This is a genomic window from Rathayibacter sp. AY1G1 (assembly GCF_002932095.1).
GTDB lineage: Bacteria > Actinomycetota > Actinomycetes > Actinomycetales > Microbacteriaceae > Rathayibacter.
Window position 1 is genome coordinate 17,891 of the sequence record NZ_PSUZ01000008.1, and the last position, 18,576, is coordinate 36,466.

The window sequence follows — 18,576 nt, forward strand, 5'->3', positions numbered from 1 at the left end:
AGCCGCACCTGGCCGCGCAGCCCGTCCTCGTCGTCGACTTCGGCGCGCAGTACGCGCAGCTGATCGCCCGCCGGGTCCGCGAGGCGAACGTCTACTCCGAGATCGTGCCCTCCAACGCCACGGCCGCCGAGATCGCCGCGAAGTCGCCCGTCGGCATCATCCTCTCGGGCGGCCCCTCCAGCGTGTACGAGGAGGGCGCCCCGCAGCTCGACCCCGCGATCTTCGACCTCGGGGTCCCGGTCCTGGGCATCTGCTACGGCTTCCAGGTGATGGCGAAGACGCTCGGCGGCGAGGTCGCCAACACGGGGCTGCGCGAGTACGGAGCGACGGACGCCGCCCTCTCGACCGACGGTGGCGTGCTCCTCGGCGAGCAGCCCGCCGACCAGACGGTGTGGATGAGCCACGGCGACTCGGTCGCACAGGCACCCGAGGGCTTCGAGGTCCTCGCCTCCACGAGCTCCACCCCGGTCGCCGCCTTCGGCAACGACGAGCGCCGCCTCTACGGCGTGCAGTGGCACCCGGAGGTCAAGCACTCCGCCTACGGCCAGGCCGTCATCGAGAACTTCCTCCACCGCGCCGCGGGCATCCCGGCCGACTGGAACTCCTCCAACGTGATCGACGACCAGGTCGCCGTGATCCGCGAGCAGGTCGGCACCGGACGCGTCATCTGCGGCCTGTCCGGCGGAGTCGACTCCGCCGTCGCCGCTGCGATCGTGCACCGTGCCATCGGCGACCAGCTCACCTGCGTCTTCGTCGACCACGGACTCCTCCGCAAGGACGAGCGCCGCCAGGTCGAGGAGGACTACGTCGCCGCGACCGGCGTCCGCCTGGTCACCGTCGACGCGCGTGAGCAGTTCCTCGACGCGCTCGCCGGCGTCAGCGACCCGGAGCAGAAGCGCAAGATCATCGGCCGCGAGTTCATCCGCACCTTCGAGGCCGCCGCCGAAGCGCTCGTGCTCGAAGCCCAGGGCGAGGGCGAGACGATCGACTTCCTCGTCCAGGGCACGCTCTACCCCGACGTCGTCGAATCCGGCGGCGGCACCGGCACCGCCAACATCAAGTCCCACCACAACGTCGGCGGACTCCCCGAGGACCTGCAGTTCGCGCTCGTCGAGCCGCTCCGCACCCTCTTCAAGGACGAGGTCCGCGCGATCGGCCGCGAGCTCGGCCTCCCCGAGGTCATCGTCGGCCGCCAGCCCTTCCCCGGACCCGGCCTCGGCATCCGCATCGTCGGCGAGGTCACCCAGGAGCGGCTCGACCTCCTCCAGGACGCCGACGCCATCGTCCGCGCCGAGCTCACCGCCGCCGGCCTCGACACCGAGATCTGGCAGTGCCCCGTCGTCCTCCTCGCCGACGTCCGCTCCGTCGGAGTCCAGGGCGACGGCCGCACCTACGGCCACCCCATCGTCCTGCGCCCCGTCTCCTCGGAAGACGCGATGACCGCCGACTGGACCCGCCTGCCCTACGACCTCCTCGCCAGAATCTCCAACCGCATCACCAACGAGGTGAGCGGCGTGAACCGGGTGGTGCTGGATGTGACGTCCAAGCCCCCCGGCACCATCGAGTGGGAATGATTCCGCGGGTCTCCGCACGGTCATCTGCGGCGTTGTCGGCGGTTGCGATACCTCCGGTATCGCGCCCTTCTCCGCCTTGCAGCTGACCGCGCGGAGACCCGCGAAACGTCAGGAACGGCTCCCTTCGAAGGGGGCCGTTTCTTGTTGAGGGGAGAGTGTGGGGGAACGAGCCCCTGCGGGGCCGTTCCCGGGTGCAGGTAGAGGGGAACGAGCCCCTGCGGGGCCGTTCCCGGGATGCAGGTCGGGGAACGAGCTCAGGTGGCTGTTCAGGGAACGGGTGGCCGCGGTTCGGCCGGGGGATCGGTCGGGGCTGACCGGTGCCTGGCGAGGCGTTCCGAGTGGCGGGCAGCGGGACGAGGCCCTGCGGGGACGTTCCTGGGGTGCCGGCGGAGAAGCGAGCTCCTGCCGAGCGGTCGGGGAACGCGGGTCGGCGCTGGTCCGGGGGCCGAGGTGCAGGCGGCAGGCGCGCGAGCGCGGGTCAGGCGGGGGTGTCGAGCACGCCGATGAAGCGGGTGCCGATGCCGTCGTACTCGTCGCGGCGGTGGCCCTCGGGGTGGTACGGCCAGGAGGCGGGGGAGTGGTCCTCGCAGACGAGGAACGTGAACTCGGGCCACCACTTCTTCGGGCGGGCGGCCTCGGAGCGGCCGCAGACGGCGCAGTCGAGGGTCACCCACACGGGACGCCTGCCGGTGCGGTTCGCGCGCGACTGGACGAGCCAGGCGGGCGGATCCTGCTCGAGGGCGGCGAGCTCCTCCTCCGACAGACGGGTGGGGATGCCGTGCCGCGTCGCCATCTCGAGGGGGATGTCGAGGCGCTGAGCGGCCTCGCGACGCGTGATCATCCGGCCACCCTAACCCAGCGCCGCGCGCGGACCCCGAGGCCGCAGCGACGCGCGCGCGAGCAGCCACTCCAGCGGGCCCTGCCCCACGAGCCGCCTCCAGAGGAGAGCGGCGACGATCGAGCCGACCACGAAGACGCCGAGCAGCGTCCAGCTGCGCCACGCCTCGAAGTCGAACGGCTCGTACGGGACCAGGTACACCGCCAGCGCCACGAGCTGCAGCGAGTAGATCGTCAGCGGCATCGCACCGACGGCCGCGATCGGAGTCGCCGCCCGTGCCAGGAGCGGCAGCCGCTGCAGCAGAGCCGTCAGCGCGCCGAGGACCACGCAGGCGACCCCGCCCGCCCCGAGGAGCTCGGCGGTGGTGCTGGCGTGCGCCTCCACCGCCTCCGGACCCCCGAGCAGCCGCCCGCCGCCGTAGCCGAGCACGGCCGAGACGGCGCCGCCGACGACGACCCAGCGCTGGGTGGTCGCGGACCGGACGTCGCAGCGCGCGATCAGGAGGCCGAGCACCACGTACGCCAGCCACGACGGCACCGGGTAGTACTGGGTGAACCAGATGAGGGGCTGCGCGGCCAGGAGCGCCTCGTCGGGCGACATGGTCGAGAGCCAGGAGCCGCCGGCGCTGGTCAGCGCGTCGACCGCGAGGGGCCCGGCGATCGCCGCGGCCGCGACCAGCACAGCGAGGACCGCCCGCGGCAGGAAGAGCAGCAGCGCCGCGACGAGGAACATCACCCCGTAGTGCGGCAGGATCACCGCGATCGGCGTCCCGAGCAGGGTGAGGGCGACGCCGATGACGAGCAGGTACAGCCCGCGGAGCAGGATCGATCCCGTGTCGTGCCAGGGCCGCGAGGAGCGCTGTGCTCCGCCCGTCATCAGCCCTATCGACACTCCCGCCAGCACGGCGAAGAGGACGGAGCTGCGGCCGTTCCAGAGCATCTCGCTCTCGACCGGGGCGAGGTGGGCGGCGAACATGCCGAGGACGGCCAGGCCGCGTGCGACGTCGAGGCCGACGATCCGGGAGTCTGCGGCGCTCATCCCTCCATCGTGCCAGGCGCTCCCGGCAGCGCACCGGGAACGGCGCTGGGGCCGGGAACGACGACGGGCGCCCGACCCGGAGGTCGAGCGCCCGTCGGACGTGGTGCGCCGTGCTACTCGCGGAAGATCGCGACGAGGCGCAGGATCTCCAGGTACATCCAGACGACGGTGACCAGGATGCCGTAGGCGCCGGTCCAGCCGTAGATGCGGGGGAGGCGGTTGCGCACGCCCTGCTGGATGAACTCGAAGTCCATCACGAGCGAGTACGTGGCGAGCGCGACGGCGATGAGGCCGATCACGATGCCGATGAAGCCGGTGCGGAGACCGAAGCCGCCGCCGACGCCGAAGAGGCCGAGGCCCAGGTTCACCAGCGAGAACACCGCGTAGCTGATCATGCCGATGAAGAAGATCTTGTTGAGCTTCGGCGAGGTGCGGATCTTGCCGTTCATGAACAGCGCCAGGGTGACGCCGATCACGATGACGGTCGCCATGAGGGCCTGGACGACCGCTCCGGCGTACGCGCTCTCGAAGAACTTCGAGATCGCACCGACCGCGATGCCCTGGGTCGCGGCGTAGCCGAGGATCAGGGCCGGCGACGGCTGCTTCTTGAAGGCGTTGACGATGCCCAGCACCAGCGCGACGAGCACGGCGGGGAGCATCAGGTCCGGGACGAACCAGCCGACGGCCGCACCCGCGAGGAGCACGACGAAGGCGAGGGCGGTCTTGGCGAGGGTGTCCTCGACCGTCATCCGGTCGGTCTCGACGGAGCCGGCGGCCGGACGGGAGTACATCTGGTCGAGCGTGCCGGGGGAGACGTCCGGGAGGTCCTGCACGCGGCCGGCGTAGCCGCGGTTGCTGAACTCCGGGCGTCCGAAGGCCGGATTGTTGCTTGCCATGGTTCCTCTTCTCTCAGGTGCGCTGGTCTCCGAGGGAACTCGCGGATCTGAGTCGCTGTGGGTGCGGGGTGCGCCGCGGATCCGAGAGGACTGCGACGATGGACACCACCATATCTGAGAGCACCTCTCAGAGTCTGGCTGTTCTCTTCGAGCGGACCTCGACTCCGCTGCGAGCCGCGCAGTGCCGCCCGTAGGATCGCGGCATGCCCGCGCGTCAGTCACCGCTCGTCATCGGCCACCGCGGAGCGAGCGGCTACCGACCGGAGCACACCCGCTCCGCCTACGAGCTGGCGATCGCGCTGGGCGCCGATGCGCTCGAGCCCGATCTGGTGGCGACCCGCGACGGCGTGCTCGTCCTCCGCCACGAGAACGAGATCTCCGGCACGACTGACGTCGAGAAGCGCCCGGAGTTCGCTGCGCGCCGCACCACCAAGCGGATCGACGGCCGCGAGATCACCGGCTGGTTCACCGAGGACTTCACCTGGGACGAGCTGTCGGAGCTGCGGGCCCGCGAGCGGCTGCCGGCGGTGCGCGGCTCCAGCGCCACGTTCGACGGGCAGTTCCCGCTGCTGCGCTTCAGGGAGCTGCTGGCGCTGCTGGACCGGGCGGCGGAGGACGATCCGCTCGCTCCGCCGGGGCTCGTCGCCGAGATCAAGCACGCGACGTACTTCGCCGGGATCGGGCTGCCGCTGGACGTGCTGCTGCGCGAGGAGCTCGCCGCCGCGGGCTGGGGTCCGCGCGACCCGCGGCTCACGATCGAGAGCTTCGAGAAGACCGTGCTGGAGCGGCTCGCGGTGAGCGGAGTCGGCACCCGCCGGATCTACCTGCTCGAGTCGCGGGGCGCCCCGCCCGACCTCGTGGCCGCCCACGGCGCCGCCGCGGCCCCCTACTCCGCCTTCACCACGCCGGCGGGACTGCGGAACCTCGCCGGAGTCGTCGACGGGATCAGCGTCGACAAGAGCATGCTCTTCTCGCGGGACGCGGCCGGCCGGGCGACGGGGACCGGTCCGCTCGTCGAGGACGCCCACGCGGCCGGGCTCGAGGTCTACTGCTGGACGCTGCGCGCCGAGAACCGATTCCTCGAGAAGGTGCACCGCCGCGGGAAGGACCCGGCGGAGTACGGCGGCTGGCAGGAGGAGTTCGCGATGATCCTCCGCTCGGGAGTGGACGGCGTCTTCGCCGACCAGCCCGATCTGGCGATCGAGGCGCGGGCGGCCGAGCAGGAGCGTCTGCTCCGCGGCTGAACCCGGATCGTGATCGGGCGCTCCTCCGGCGCGTGCCGAGCGGACGCGGAGGCTGCGCTGGCATCATCGGCTCACCACCGCCCGCCCGACCCTCGAGAGGAGGCCCCGTGTCCACCCGAGAGCGCATCGCCCGCCGCTGGATCACCACCGCCGTCCTCGCCGTGATCGGCGTCGTCGTCGTCTACTGGCTCGCCGTGCTCACCCCTCAGGGCCAGGGCGTCGAGAACTCGGGGCTCCGGGGCGCCGACCTCGTCTTCGGCCGGGCCACCGGCGCCGCCGCGGGGGCGCTCGCGGACGTCACCCCGCTCTCCATGGTCGTCGGCGCCCTGCTCGTCGCGGCGATCGCGCTGATCCGGAGGCGCCCGGCGCTGGCCGTCGCCTCCGTCGGCTCGATCGTCGTCACGGCCGGGCTCACCCAGCTGCTCAAGAACGTGGTCCTCGAGCGGCCCGAGCTGGTCGACACCGACTCCTGGTACACCGGCGGCAGCTTCCCGAGCGGGCACACCGCGGCGGCCGTCTCGGTGGTCTTCGCCCTGGCGATGGTCGTCCCCGGGCGCGCGCGGACCGTCGTGCTCGCGCTGGGCGGCGCGGTCGTGGTGCTGGTCGGCAACCTGACGATGGCCGCCTCCTGGCACCGGGCGAGCGACGTCCTCGGGGCCGACCTCGTCGCGCTCGCCTCCGCCTCCGCCGCCTGCGCGTGGCTGACCACCAGGGCCCAGGTGGGCCGAGCGCCGAAGAGGCCCGCGCGGCGCGGGGTGAACCGGTTGCTTTTGGTGTGCTCGGTGATCGTGGTGCTGCTGCTCGCGGCTCTCGCCGTCCAGGGCATCCAGTACTACCCCGACGACACGAAGGACCTCACCGCCTTCGCGCTCCTGCAGCTCCTGGCGGTGTCGACGTCGGCGCTCGCCGTGCTCGGCTTCTCCCTCGCGTGGCGCGGACTGGACGTCGGTGGGGCACTCACCTCGCCCGCGCCGCGTCAGCGGACCGCCTGACCGCTCCCGGTGTCGGAGGGGCGATCTACACTCGGAGGGACATGAGCTTCCTCTTCGATCCGAGCGACTCCCGCGCCACCCCGGTCATCGTCGGCCCCCCCGGCGGCCCCGGGGACGCGCCCCGCACCGACCCGGCGCACGAGCAGCTCGTCGCGGGGCTGAACCCCCAGCAGCGCGAGGCGGTCGAGTACCGCGGAGACGCGCTGCTCATCGTCGCGGGTGCGGGCTCGGGCAAGACCAGCGTCCTCACCCGGCGCATCGCGAGCCTCCTGGGCAACGGCGAGGCCTGGCCGAGCCAGATCCTCGCGATCACGTTCACCAACAAGGCCGCGGCCGAGATGCGCGAGCGCGTCGAGAAGCTGGTGGGGCAGAGCGCCGAGGGGATGTGGATCTCGACCTTCCACTCCGCGTGCGTGCGGATCCTGCGCCGCGAGGCCGAGAACTTCGGCATGACCAAGTCGTTCACGATCTACGACTCGGGCGATCAGCGCGCCCTGCTCAAGCGCATCGTGAAGGACCTCGAGGCCGACTCGCTCGGGATCACCGTCGCGAGCGCCTCCGCGAAGATCTCCAAGCTCAAGAACGAGCTCGCCGACGTCGACTCCTACGCCCGCACCGCGAACCTCAGCGACCCGAACGAGGAGATGTTCCTCCAGGTCTTCCGGGCCTACTCGCGGGCGCTCGAGGGGGCGAACGCGTTCGACTTCGACGACCTGATCGCGCAGACCGTCTACCTCTTCCGCGCCTTCCCGCACGTCGCCGCGAAGTACCAGCGGCGCTTCCGCCACGTGCTGGTCGACGAGTACCAGGACACGAACCACGCCCAGTACTCGCTGATCCACGAGCTGACCCGGCCCGTGCCGCCGGCGACGATGGCCGCGGCGCAGTTCGACCGCCCCTACCGCGGACCGGTCACGGCCGACGGCTCCATCCCGGGGGCCTCGCTCACCGTCGTCGGCGACTCGGACCAGTCCATCTACGCGTTCCGCGGCGCCGACATCCGCAACATCGTCGAGTTCGAGCGCGACTTCCCGGGCTGCCGCGTGATCCTGCTCGAGCAGAACTACCGCTCGACGCAGAACATCCTCTCGGCGGCCAACGCCGTCATCTCGAACAACTTCGACCGTCGCGCGAAGAACCTCTGGTCCTCCAGCGGCGACGGGGAGAAGATCGTCGGCTACACCGGGTACTCGGGTCACGACGAGGCGCAGTTCGTGGTCGACGAGATCGCCCGCCTGCACGCGGCGGGCACCGGCTACGACGAGATCGCGGTCTTCTACCGGACCAACGCGCAGACCCGCGCGCTGGAGGAGATCTTCATCCGCTCCGCGCTGCCCTACCGGATCCTGGGCGGCACGAAGTTCTACGAGCGCGCCGAGATCAAGGACGCCCTGGCGTACCTGATCACGGTGGCGAACCCGGCCGACGTGCTGGCGCTGCGGCGCATCATGAACACTCCGAAGCGGGGCATCGGCCCCGCGACGGAGGCGCAGCTGCAGTCGTTCGCCGACACCAACGCGGTGACCCTGCGGGAGGCGATGCGCAACGCCGGCTCGCTCGGGATGGGCCCGAAGGTGACGAAGGCGATCGTCGACCTCGCGACCCTCCTCGACGAGTGCGCGCTGATGCTCGACCCCGCACGGGAGGGCGGCGAGGCGAAGGTGCACGAGGTCCTGACGGCGCTCCTCACCCGCAGCGGCTACCTCGACATGCTCCGCGCCAGCCGCGACCCGCAGGACGAGGCCCGCGCCGAGAACGTCGACGAGCTCATCGCCGTCACCAAGGAGTTCGCGCGCAACAACCCGGACGGCGGGCTCGTGGACTTCCTCACCGAGGTCTCGCTGGTCGCCGCGGCCGACGACCTCGACGACGACTCCGGCACCGTCTCGCTGATGACGCTGCACACGGCGAAGGGCCTCGAGTACGACGCCGTGTTCCTCACCGGCATCGAGGAGGACCTGCTCCCGCACCGCATCTCGGCGAACGAGCCCGGCGGCCCGGCCGAGGAGCGGCGGCTGTTCTACGTGGGGATCACCCGGGCCCGCAAGCGCCTCTACCTCTCGCTCGCGATGACCCGCGCGCAGTACGGCGAGACGTCGGTCGCGATGCCGAGCCGGTTCCTGCAGGAGATCCCGGGAGAGCTGATCCAGTGGCGCCAGTCGCCCGGCGCGGCGACCTCGCGCGGCGGCACGCAGCCCCGGGCCCTGAACGCTCAGCGGCCCGGCTTCGGCAAGTCGCGATCGAACACCGAGTTCCGGGAAGCGCTCGCCGCGGCGCCGAAGGCCAAGGGCGAGTTCCCGAACCGGATCACCGGCATGGTGCGCGACAACGGCGACCTCGAGCTGATCGCGGGCGACCGCATCCGGCACACCGACTTCGGTGAGGGGCGCGTGAACGCGGTGACGGGCGAGGGCTCGAAGCGCGTCGCACACGTGCTCTTCGACCAGGTGGGCGCGAAGAAGCTGCTGATCAAGGTCGCGCCGATCGAGAAGATCTAGTCCGGTGGCGGCCGGATCGGCGGCCGCGCGGCTCGCGACGGAGGCGTTCTCCCCGGCGGTCCTCGCGGTGCTCGTGCCGGTCGTGGTCGGCGCGCGCGTCGCGGATCCGCCCCTGCTCGGTGTCGCCTGGGGAGCGCTCGCAGCTCTCTTCGTCGGGGTGGTGCCCTACCTCGTCATCCGCCTGCTGATGCGCACCGGCCGGATCCACGGCGACCATCACGTGCCCGACCGGCGCGAGCGGGCGCTGCCGATCGCGCTGGCGCTGGTGTCGATCGCGGCCGGACTGGTGCTGCTCGCCGCGCTCGGCGCTCCTGCCGCGGTGACCACGTTCGGCGTGGTGACGGTGGCCGTGGTGCTCGCCGTCGGCGTGGTCAACCTGGTCTGGAAGCTGTCCGGGCACGCGGCGGTGGTCGCCACCTGCGCCGTCGTCGTGCTGATCGCCTACGGACCGCTCTCCCTGCTGATCAGCGTGCCCATCGTCCTCTGGGTGCTCTGGTCGCGGGTGCGCCTCGGCGCGCACACCCCCGCCCAGGTCCTCGCGGGCGCCGCCGTCGGCACCGTCCTCGCCGGGACCGTCTGGTCCCTGCTCGGCTGACGTCCGTCCCTTCCCGTGTGCCCTCTTGCGGAAGGGGTCAGCCGGCGTAGCGCGCGACGAGCTCCCGCTTGAGGATCTTGCCGCTGGGCCCGAGCGGGAGGGCGTCGACGAACTCGACGCGGCGGGGGAACTTGAAGGCGGCGAGATGCTCGTTCGCGTAGGCGATCAGCTCCTCCGCGGTGGCGGTCGCCGACGGGGCGAGGATCACCGCGGCCATCACCTCCTGGCCGTGGCGCTCGTCCGGGATCCCGAAGACCGCCGCGTTCTGCACGGCCGGGTGCCCGATCAGCACCTCCTCGACCTCGCGCGGGTACACGTTGTAGCCGTTGCGGATGATCATGTCCTTCGTGCGGTCGAGGATGCGGATGTAGTCCTCCTCGTCCTTCGTGCCCAGGTCGCCGGTGCGGAACCAGCCGTCGATCACCGCCTCCGCGGTCGCCGCCGGGTTGCCGAGGTACCCCTTCATCAGGTTGTGCCCGCGCACCACGATCTCGCCGAGCTCGCCCCGGGGGAGCAGCTCGACTCGGTCGGTCACGTCGGGGCGGGCGACCTCGACCTCGACGCCCCAGATCGGCGTGCCGACCGTGCCCGGCCGCGGCGGGACTCCGACGTGGTTGAAGGTGGCGACCGGGGAGGTCTCGGTGAGCCCGTAGCCCTCGTAGATCTCGACGCCGAACACCTCGCGGAAGCGCTCGATCACGGCGACGGGCAGGGCGGCGCCTCCCGAGACCGCGTAGCGCAGCGGCGGCCGGTCCTCGCGCCGGGTCGCGGCGTCGAGCAGGGCGACGTACATCGTGGGCACGCCCTCGAAGACCGTGCAGCCGTGGGCGATCATCGCCTCGAGCGCGGCGTCGCCGTCGAACTTCGGCACCAGGACGACCGTCGCGGCGGTGCGGAAGGCCGTGTTCATCGCGCAGACCTGCCCGAAGGTGTGGAAGAGCGGCAGCGCCCCGAGCACCACGTCGCCGCGGTGCAGGTCGAACGTGTTCATCAGCAGCACGTCCGACTGCGAGACGATCGCGAAGTGCGTCCCCTCCGCCCCCTTCGGGCGGCCGGTGGTGCCGCTGGTGTAGAGGATCGTCGCCGTGTCGGAGGGGGAGCGGGGCACGTAGCGGTCGATCGGGGTCGCCTCCGCGGCGAGGTCCTCCAGGCGCGGGAGGGGCGAGGCGGTGCCGTCGGGCACCATCACGCTCAGCACGGGGACGCCGGCGAGGTCCGCTCCGGCGGCCCCCTCGGCGAGCAGCGGAGCGGCGCACACGAGCGCGACGGCTCCGGAGTCGCGCAGGACGTAGGCGATCTCGTCGTGCTTGAGCAGGGCGTGCACCGGGACCACCACGGCGCCGAGCGCGAGGACGGCGAAGTAGCCGCGGGGGAAGTCGGGGACGTTCGGGACGAGCAGGGCCACGCGGTCGCCCGGTCCGATCCCCTGGGCGCGCAGGGCTCCGGCGTAGGCACGGGTCTGCCGCCAGAGGGTCGCGTAGTCGACGGCCTGCTCGCCGACGCGGATGGCGATCGTGTCAGGGGTGCGCCGCGCCGCCTCCGCCAGGATGGCCGCGACGGAGAGAGTGCCGAAGCCGGCGGCGGGCGGGGGAGCGGCGGGGGCCTCGGCCGTGCGGGGTTCGGTGATGCTCATCAAGGCTCCAGTCGTCGTTGACCGCCGCGGCGGATGCCGGGTGCTTCACCGTAGATCCGCCGGGCGGCCGCGTCGAGCGATCCGCACCGGATGTTCAGCACGGACGGGCGGGCAGTGCGCATCCCGGCGCCGAGCGGAAGGGGGTGCGGGAGGCGCGGGCGGCTGCCTACAGTCGGACTGCTGCGGCCCGGTCCCGCGGGTCGGACGACGGGAGGCGCGATGCGCGGCGAGGCGACGCTCTACACGGACGCGGTGGTGACGGCTCCGTTCGCCCTCGCGGTGATCGCGGAGGCGACCGGCTCGCGAGTGGTCAGCGCGCGGACCGCGGACGCGCACGTTCCGCTCTACAGCGGTCCGACGAGCGCGCGGGTCGAGATCGCGGGGTTCGGCGACAGCGTGCCGGTCACCGTCGACGTGCGCGACGAGCGCGGGATCGACGAGGCGCGCGCGGCCGCGCAGGCGCTCGGGCTGGAGCTAGCCGCCTACGCGGGCTGGGAGGTCGTGGCCGGCTTCTGAGCGTCGCGTCGGACCCGGGCGAGGTAGTAGCGGCTGGGCGCCGTCCTCACGATCGCGGGAAGCAGGCGGTAGACGGCGAAGGTGCGCGAGAGCGCCCGCTCGAACCGCGCCTCCTGCCGTGCGGTCCAGTGGAAGCCGAAGGGCTCGCGGAGCGCCGCCGGGAGCAGACCGGCGGTGATCAGGCGGAGGTAGGGGCCGAGCGGGCGCAGGTACCAGGCGGCGATGCTCGGGCCCAGCAGGTCGTGGGCGACCCGGCGGGCCGCGAGCGTGACCTCGAGGCGCTCCAGCTCCCGCTCCCAGTAGGCGTCGAACGCGGTGCGGGAGTCGGGCCAGAGGTCCGCGGGCATCTGCAGGGCCGCGCCGACGACGACGGAGCGGCGCACGATGTCGTCCGCCTCCTCCTTGCTCAGCGCACCGAAGGCGCCCTCGTAGAGCTGCAGCATCGACTGGGTGAGCGTCGCCGCGACCCAGCGCTGCAGCTCCGGGTCGAAGGCCGTGTAGCCGGGGCCGCGCACGGGCACGTGCGCCCTGTTCACGCGGCGGCGGACGGCGCGGACGTCCTCGGGAGTGCCGTAGTGCAGGACGTAGAGGTAGGAGAGCGTCCCGTGCAGGCGGTTCACGGCCCGGTGCACGAAGTCGGAGTGGTCGGCGACGCCCTGCCCGACCGCCGGGTGCGCGATCTGGAGGAGGATCGCGCGCGCCCCCGCCAGCAGGAACACGCCCTCGCGGAAGACGTCCGGGGTGCGGGTGGCCGACGACATGGCTCCACGCTACGCGGGAGCGGCGGGCGGAGGAGGGGCCGGTGACCCCCGGCGGGCGTCCGGCGGGCGCGGAGCGACCGCACGGGAAGCCCGCGGCGGGTGCGGAGTAGACTCGGCGCGGCCCAGGGACAGTGCCGAGACTCCGGCGTCGTCCGGGCCACCTCGAACTCGAAACGCAAGCGCGCTCGGCGCGGAATGGGAATGCAGCGTGGATCTCTTCGAATACCAGGCCCGTGATCTGTTCGAGAAGTACGGCGTCCCCGTGCTCCCGGGCATCGTCGCCGACACGCCGGAGGAGGTGCGCGCCGCGGCGGAGAAGCTGGGCGGCGTCACCGTCGTCAAGGCGCAGGTCAAGATCGGCGGCCGCGGCAAGGCGGGCGGCGTGAAGGTCGCGAAGACCCCCGAGGACGCGTTCGCCGCGGCGCAGTCGATCCTCGGCCTCGACATCAAGGGCCACGTCGTCAAGCGCGTCATGGTCGCCGGCGGTGCGCGCATCGACCGCGAGTTCTACTTCTCGGTGCTGCTGGACCGGGCCAACCGCTCCTACCTCTCGCTCACCTCCTACGAGGGCGGCATGGAGATCGAGCAGCTCGCCGTCGAGCGCCCCGACGCCCTCGCGCGCGTCGAGGTCATCCCCGGCCAGGGCATCGATCAGGCCAAGGCCGAGGAGATCGCCCGCGCGGCGAAATTCCCGGAGGAGCTGATCGCCAAGGTCGCGCCCGTCCTGGTGAAGCTGTACGACGTCTACACCGGCGAGGACGCCACGCTCGTCGAGGTGAACCCGCTCGTGCTCACCGAGGAGGGCGACATCGTCGCGCTCGACGGCAAGGTCTCGCTCGACGAGAACGCCGGCTTCCGCCACGCGGACCACGCCGCGCTCGAGGACAAGGACGCCGCCGACCCGCTCGAGGCGAAGGCCAAGGAGAACGACCTCAACTACGTGAAGCTCGACGGCGAGGTCGGCATCATCGGCAACGGCGCGGGCCTGGTCATGTCGACCCTCGACGTCGTCGCCTACGCCGGAGAGAGGCACAACGGCGTGAAGCCGGCCAACTTCCTCGACATCGGCGGCGGAGCCTCCGCCCAGGTGATGGCGAACGGCCTCGACGTGATCCTCGGCGACGAGCAGGTCAAGAGCGTCTTCGTCAACGTCTTCGGAGGCATCACCGCGTGCGACGCGGTCGCCAACGGCATCCTCCAGGCGCTCGAGATCCTCGGCGACTCGGCCACGAAGCCGCTCGTCGTCCGCCTCGACGGCAACAAGGTCGAGGAGGGCCGCGCGATCCTCCAGGCCGCCGCCAACCCGCTCATCACGCTCGCCGCGACCATGGACGAGGGCGCCGACAAGGCCGCCGAACTCGCCGCCGCGTAACGGACCCGACGACTCAAGGAATCAGAGAACAAGCATGTCGATCTTCCTCACCAAGGACTCCAAGGTCATCGTCCAGGGCATCACCGGCGGCGAGGGCACCAAGCACACCGCGCTGATGCTCAAGGCCGGCACGAACGTGGTCGGCGGCGTCAACGCCCGCAAGGCCGGCACGACCGTCACCCACGGCGACGTCGAGCTCCCCGTCTTCGGCACCGTGAAGGAGGCGATGGAGGCCACCGGCGCCGACGTCTCCATCGCGTTCGTGCCGCCCGCCTTCTCGAAGGACGCCGTCATCGAGGCGATCGACGCCGAGATCGGCCTCCTCGTCGTCATCACCGAGGGCATCCCGGTGCAGGACTCCGCGGAGTTCTGGGCGTACGCGCAGGAGAAGGGGAACAAGACGCGGATCATCGGCCCCAACTGCCCCGGCATCATCACGCCGGGCGAGTCGCTCGTGGGCATCACCCCCGCGACGATCACCGGCAAGGGCCCGATCGGCCTCGTCTCGAAGTCGGGCACCCTGACCTACCAGATGATGTACGAGCTGCGCGACCTGGGCTTCTCGACCGCGATCGGCATCGGCGGCGACCCGATCATCGGCACGACGCACATCGACGCGCTCGCCGCGTTCGAGGCCGACCCCGAGACGAAGGCGATCGTGATGATCGGCGAGATCGGCGGCGACGCCGAGGAGCGCGCCGCGGACTTCATCAAGGCGAACGTCACGAAGCCCGTCGTCGGCTACGTCGCGGGCTTCACCGCCCCCGAGGGCAAGACGATGGGCCACGCCGGCGCCATCGTCTCCGGCTCGGCCGGCACCGCGCAGGCCAAGAAGGAGGCCCTCGAGGCTGCGGGCGTGAAGGTCGGCAAGACGCCCTCCGAGACGGCCGCCCTGCTCCGCGAGGTCTACGCGGCGCTCTAGCGCCCGTCCTCCCCGCACCACCGTCGGAACGGACGGTGCCCCTGCTCCGGCGGGCGGCGCCGTCCGTTCCGTCGTCGGGGCGGGTCCGGCCGGAGTAGCGTCGCAGCGTGACCCGCCGCCTCGGACTCGACCTGCTGACCTTCGTGCCGTACCCGGAGGGCCCCGAGCAGCCCGGCGACGCCGCGCGGAGCCTCGAGGACGGGCTGGCCCTGCTCGAGCTCGCCGAGGATCTCGGCTACGGCACCGGCTGGGTCCGCGTGCGGCACTTCGAGCGCTACCTCGCGTCTCCGATGACCTTCTTCGCGGCCGCCTCCCAGCGGACCCGCCGCCTCCGCCTCGGGACCGCGGTCATCGGCGCCCGCTACGAGTCGCCCGTGCGCCTCGCCGAGGACGCCGCGACCGTGGACCTGCTCTCGGGCGGACGCCTCGACCTCGGCGTCAGCAGCGGCTTCGCGCATCTCTCCTCCGTCTTCGACGGGGTGTTCGGGCAGGCCGAGCGCGACTTCCGCGAGGAGGCGCAGGAGCGCATCGCGCGACTCCGCGAGGCGCTCTCGGGCGCCGTGCTCGGCGTCGCGGAGTCGGCCCTGATGTCGGTCCCGGTCGGCGCTCCGCTGGTTCAGCAGCCGCACGCGCCCGGCCTCGCCGACCGGCTCTGGTACGGGGCGGGAACGGTGTCCTCCGCGGTCCGGGCAGGCGAGCAGGGCATGCACCTGCAGGTGTCCACGCTCAACACGGAGGAGACGGGCCTGCCGTTCGCCGAGCAGCAGGCGGTGCAGATCCGCGCCTACCGCGAGGCCTTCGCCGCAGCGCACCCGGGGCGCACGTCGAGGGTGACGGCGGGCCGGATCGTGCTGCCGCTGCTCGACGCCGCCGACGAGGAGGCGCACCGCCCCTTCATCGAGGGCTACCTCGCGCGGATGGACGACGAGGGCCGCCCCCGCACGGCCGACCGGTCGATCATCGCCGCCCCGATGCGCTTCAGCCCCCTCCACGTCGGGAGCCCGGAGCGGATCGTCGCATCGCTCGCCGCGGATCCGGCGCTCGCGGAGGCGGACGCGCTCACGGTGACGCTCCCGGCGGTCGGCGGGGTGGAGCCGCACCGGCGCATCCTGCGCGCCGTCGCCGAGCGCATCGCCCCGCAGCTGGGCTGGACGCCCGGCGCCTGAGGATCAGCGCCGCGCGAGCAGTGCCCGGACGGGCCGCTGCAGCAGGAGCAGGAGCAGCCACCAGAGCCCGACCGACGGGACCAGCAGCGCCAGCGCCAGTGCGACGAGGAGCAGCGCGAAGGGCAGCAGGGCGGGCGCGAGCGGCAGGGGCCCTGCGCCGGGCCGCCTGAGCTCCGGGTGCAGGGAGAGGCGCAGCTCGATCAGGACCAGCGCCCCGCTCATCGCGGCCATCGTGCCGATGTAGAGCCCGATCGTCGCCCGGGAGTCCGGGAACAGCGCCAGCGCGCTCGTCGAGAACGGGAAGAACGCCAGCGCGGCCAGCCACAGCAGGTCCAGCCACACCAGGGCGCCGTCGTAGTCCCCGGCGATCTCGAAGACGCGGTGGTGGGGGATCCAGAAGACGGCGATGACCGCGAAGGAGAGCGCGAAGGCGAGGACCGAGTCCAGGTGCTCCGCGAGCAGCGCCGGGACTCCGCCGCCCTCCCGGGCGACCTCGGGAGCCAGCTGCACCAGCGGCAGGACGAGGACGGTGATGGCGATGGCGGCGGTCGCGTCCGAGAAGTTGACGAGCCGGTCGAGCCCGCGCTCCGTCCGGCGGTGGGCCGCTCGTCCCCCGGGGCGACCGCGGTGCACCAGGCGCTCGATTGGACCCGAGAGCAGGAGCAGCAGGAGCGCGAACATGTTGACGGCCGGCACCGCGACGGCGAGCACGAGGGCCGCGAGGAGGACGCCGATCACGATCAGCGACCTCGAGAGGGAGCGCCGCGGCTCCGCCCCCGGGGCCAGGAGATCCGGATCGCGGCGCACGATGAGCTGCATCGCGAGGGTCGCCGCGCTCGCCGCGATCATCGTGCCGATGTAGAGCGCGATGACGCTGCCGTCGGTGTCGAGCACGTTCGAGATCAGGTTCGCCGCGAAGGGGAGCAGGACGACCGCGGCCAGCCAGACGAAGTTCGCGACGACGAGCGCGGGCGAGTACCGGGCCACGCCCTCGAAGACGGAGTGGTGGACCGCCCAGAGCCGTCCGATCACGGCGAACGTGATGAAGAAGGCGGAGAGGGTGCCGTAGTGACCTGTGAGGAGGGACCCCAGATCGGCCGCGCGGCCCTCCTCGACCACGTCGACGAGGGGGAGGACGAGGAACGTGATGGCGATGGCGACGACGGCGTCGGAGAAGTTCACGAGGCGGTCCAGGCCGCGCTCCGTCCGTGCGTCCGAGGTCCCCGTCATGGCTCCGACACTAGAGGGCCGGGCGGCGCGCCCCTGACCCGCCTCCGAGCGCGCCGCCGCTAGGCTCGTCAGGCCCATGAACCGGATCACCGTCGCCCTCCTCGCCGCCTTCGACGCCGCGCTGTCGGCGCTGATCGGGATCGCGATCCCGCTCGTCCCGCTGACCGTCCTCTGGGCCGTGCAGTACGACACGACGGTCGACTTCGGCGTGTTCTGGCGGGTCGCCGCCGACGCCTGGCTGCTCGGCCACGGGGCCGACCTGCAGGCGGCGCTGGCCCCCGACTCCGCCCTCGCCGTCGCGCTGCCCGGAGGCGCGGACGCCTTCCCGGTGACGATCGCTCCGCTGGCCTTCGCACTCCTCACCGTGCTGCTCGGCGCGCGTACCGGCCGCCGCGCCCAGGAGTCGCCGTTCCGGGCCATCGGCGTCCTCGTCGCGATCGCGACCTACCTGGCGATCGCGCTCCTGGTCTCGCTCGGATCCGCGGACCCGGCCGCCACCGTCGATCCCCTGCAGGGGACGCTGCTGCCGCCGCTCGTCTTCGCGCTGGGGGTGCTCGTCGGAGCAGCGCTCCACTCCGCCCGCAGCGACGAGGCCGACCCCCTCGGCGAGCTGGCCGCCTCCGCGCTCGACCGCGTCCCCGCGCCGGGGCCTGGGCTCGTCCTCGCGTCGCTGCGCGGGGGAGCGCTCGCCGCGGCCGGCGTGGTCGGAGTCGCGGCGGTGCTCGTCGCCGTGCTGCTGGTCGTGCACTACACCTCGGTCGTCGCGCTCTACGAGAGCCTCGGCGCCGAGGCGCTCGGCGGCCTGGCCCTCACTCTCGGGCAGCTCGCGTTCCTCCCGAACCTGGTGATCTGGGCGGCGAGCTGGCTGATCGGCCCGGGCTTCGCCCTCGGCACCGGCTCCTCCGTGAGCGCGGCCGGAACGCTGCTCGGACCGATTCCGTCGATCCCGGTCCTCGCCGCACTGCCCGCAGGGGACTCGGCCTTCGGATTCCTCGGACTGCTCGTTCCGCTGCTCGCCGGGTTCGCCGCGGGATGGCGGCTGCGGCGCGGCGTGATCGAGGCGCTCGACGGACGCTCGCTGCTGCGCTGGGGTGCCGCCGCGGCCGGCGGGATCGGCGTGGTCGGCGGCCTGCTGCTCGGGCTCCTCGCCTGGTTCTCGGCGGGCGCCGCCGGGCCCGGGCGGCTCGCCCAGGTGGGCCCGGACCCGCTCGTCGTCGGGGCGGTCGCCGCCCTCGAGCTCGCGCTGGCCGCGGGCCTGGGCCTCGCCGCGGGCCGCAGCCGACGCGGCTGACGCCGGCGGA

Annotated in this window: 16 protein-coding genes; 10 read left to right on the forward strand and 6 right to left on the reverse strand. The window is 72.5% G+C overall.

Features of this window, described 5'->3' with window-relative positions; translation table 11 throughout:
* The first annotated feature begins 8 nt into the window (after window positions 1–8).
* On the forward strand, window positions 9–1,574 hold the full coding sequence (gene guaA, locus C5C36_RS05955) for a glutamine-hydrolyzing GMP synthase (RefSeq protein ID WP_104227304.1): 1,566 nt from the start codon (window positions 9–11) through the stop codon (window positions 1,572–1,574).
* Window positions 1,575–2,052: 478 nt separating this feature from the next.
* Here the strand turns inward: guaA and C5C36_RS05960 are convergent, their stop codons facing one another.
* From C5C36_RS05960 to C5C36_RS05970, 3 genes are all read right to left on the reverse strand, one after another.
* Window positions 2,053–2,415 (reverse strand): DUF5997 family protein, encoded by a 363-nt coding sequence (locus C5C36_RS05960; RefSeq protein ID WP_104309421.1) that lies wholly within the window; start codon window positions 2,413–2,415, stop codon window positions 2,053–2,055.
* 9 nt (window positions 2,416–2,424) lie between these two features.
* A complete protein-coding gene (locus C5C36_RS05965; RefSeq protein WP_104263478.1) occupies window positions 2,425–3,450 on the reverse strand; it encodes a DUF418 domain-containing protein in 1,026 nt (341 codons plus the stop codon).
* Between the two features lie 113 nt (window positions 3,451–3,563).
* Window positions 3,564–4,346, reverse strand: coding sequence for a Bax inhibitor-1/YccA family protein (locus tag C5C36_RS05970; RefSeq protein WP_104263479.1), 783 nt, complete (start codon window positions 4,344–4,346; stop codon window positions 3,564–3,566).
* Between the two features lie 203 nt (window positions 4,347–4,549).
* On the opposite strand from C5C36_RS05970, the gene C5C36_RS05975 reads away from it, so the two are divergent.
* The 4 genes from C5C36_RS05975 to C5C36_RS05990 all read left to right on the forward strand — a co-directional run bounded on the left by C5C36_RS05975 (window position 4,550) and on the right by C5C36_RS05990 (window position 9,675).
* The gene (locus C5C36_RS05975; RefSeq protein WP_104263480.1) at window positions 4,550–5,590 is read left to right on the forward strand and encodes a glycerophosphodiester phosphodiesterase family protein; all 1,041 of its coding nucleotides are present in this window, start codon (window positions 4,550–4,552) and stop codon (window positions 5,588–5,590) included.
* Between the two features lie 107 nt (window positions 5,591–5,697).
* Complete coding sequence (locus C5C36_RS05980; RefSeq protein WP_104309422.1) at window positions 5,698–6,582, forward strand: phosphatase PAP2 family protein; 885 nt, start codon at window positions 5,698–5,700, stop codon at window positions 6,580–6,582.
* Window positions 6,583–6,623: 41 nt separating this feature from the next.
* The gene (locus tag C5C36_RS05985) at window positions 6,624–9,080 is read left to right on the forward strand and encodes an ATP-dependent helicase (RefSeq protein WP_104261607.1); all 2,457 of its coding nucleotides are present in this window, start codon (window positions 6,624–6,626) and stop codon (window positions 9,078–9,080) included.
* Window positions 9,081–9,084: 4 nt separating this feature from the next.
* Entirely contained in the window at window positions 9,085–9,675 is a 591-nt protein-coding gene (locus C5C36_RS05990) for a phosphatase PAP2 family protein (protein ID WP_104263482.1), read from the forward strand.
* 37 nt (window positions 9,676–9,712) lie between these two features.
* Here the strand turns inward: C5C36_RS05990 and C5C36_RS05995 are convergent, their stop codons facing one another.
* The gene (locus C5C36_RS05995; RefSeq protein ID WP_104263483.1) at window positions 9,713–11,308 is read right to left on the reverse strand and encodes a long-chain fatty acid--CoA ligase; all 1,596 of its coding nucleotides are present in this window, start codon (window positions 11,306–11,308) and stop codon (window positions 9,713–9,715) included.
* A gap of 219 nt (window positions 11,309–11,527) precedes the next feature.
* On the opposite strand from C5C36_RS05995, the gene C5C36_RS06000 reads away from it, so the two are divergent.
* Window positions 11,528–11,824, forward strand: coding sequence for a hypothetical protein (locus C5C36_RS06000; protein WP_104263484.1), 297 nt, complete (start codon window positions 11,528–11,530; stop codon window positions 11,822–11,824).
* Here the strand turns inward: C5C36_RS06000 and C5C36_RS06005 are convergent.
* Window positions 11,791–12,585 carry an oxygenase MpaB family protein gene (locus tag C5C36_RS06005; RefSeq protein ID WP_104263485.1) on the reverse strand — a complete coding sequence of 265 codons (795 nt, stop codon included), beginning with the start codon at window positions 12,583–12,585 and terminating at the stop codon, window positions 11,791–11,793. The genes C5C36_RS06000 and C5C36_RS06005 overlap by 34 nt on opposite strands.
* Before the next feature lie 208 nt (window positions 12,586–12,793).
* Here C5C36_RS06005 and sucC point away from each other — a divergent pair, with 208 nt between their 5' ends.
* The 3 genes from sucC (at window position 12,794) to C5C36_RS06020 (ending at window position 16,045) form a co-directional block, all read left to right on the forward strand.
* Complete coding sequence (gene sucC / locus C5C36_RS06010; protein WP_104263486.1) at window positions 12,794–13,957, forward strand: ADP-forming succinate--CoA ligase subunit beta; 1,164 nt, start codon at window positions 12,794–12,796, stop codon at window positions 13,955–13,957.
* 34 nt (window positions 13,958–13,991) lie between these two features.
* Entirely contained in the window at window positions 13,992–14,879 is an 888-nt protein-coding gene (sucD, locus tag C5C36_RS06015; RefSeq protein WP_104224929.1) for a succinate--CoA ligase subunit alpha, read from the forward strand.
* A gap of 107 nt (window positions 14,880–14,986) precedes the next feature.
* The gene (locus tag C5C36_RS06020) at window positions 14,987–16,045 is read left to right on the forward strand and encodes an LLM class flavin-dependent oxidoreductase (RefSeq protein WP_104263487.1); all 1,059 of its coding nucleotides are present in this window, start codon (window positions 14,987–14,989) and stop codon (window positions 16,043–16,045) included.
* 3 nt (window positions 16,046–16,048) lie between these two features.
* Here C5C36_RS06020 and C5C36_RS06025 read toward each other — a convergent pair whose 3' ends face one another.
* Window positions 16,049–17,275, reverse strand: a complete 1,227-nt coding sequence (locus tag C5C36_RS06025; protein WP_181133780.1) for a TMEM175 family protein — start codon at window positions 17,273–17,275, stop codon at window positions 16,049–16,051.
* Between the two features lie 76 nt (window positions 17,276–17,351).
* Between C5C36_RS06025 and C5C36_RS06030 the strand changes: the two genes are divergently transcribed.
* Window positions 17,352–18,566, forward strand: coding sequence for a DUF6350 family protein (locus tag C5C36_RS06030; RefSeq protein WP_104227293.1), 1,215 nt, complete (start codon window positions 17,352–17,354; stop codon window positions 18,564–18,566).
* Window positions 18,567–18,576 lie beyond the last annotated feature (10 nt).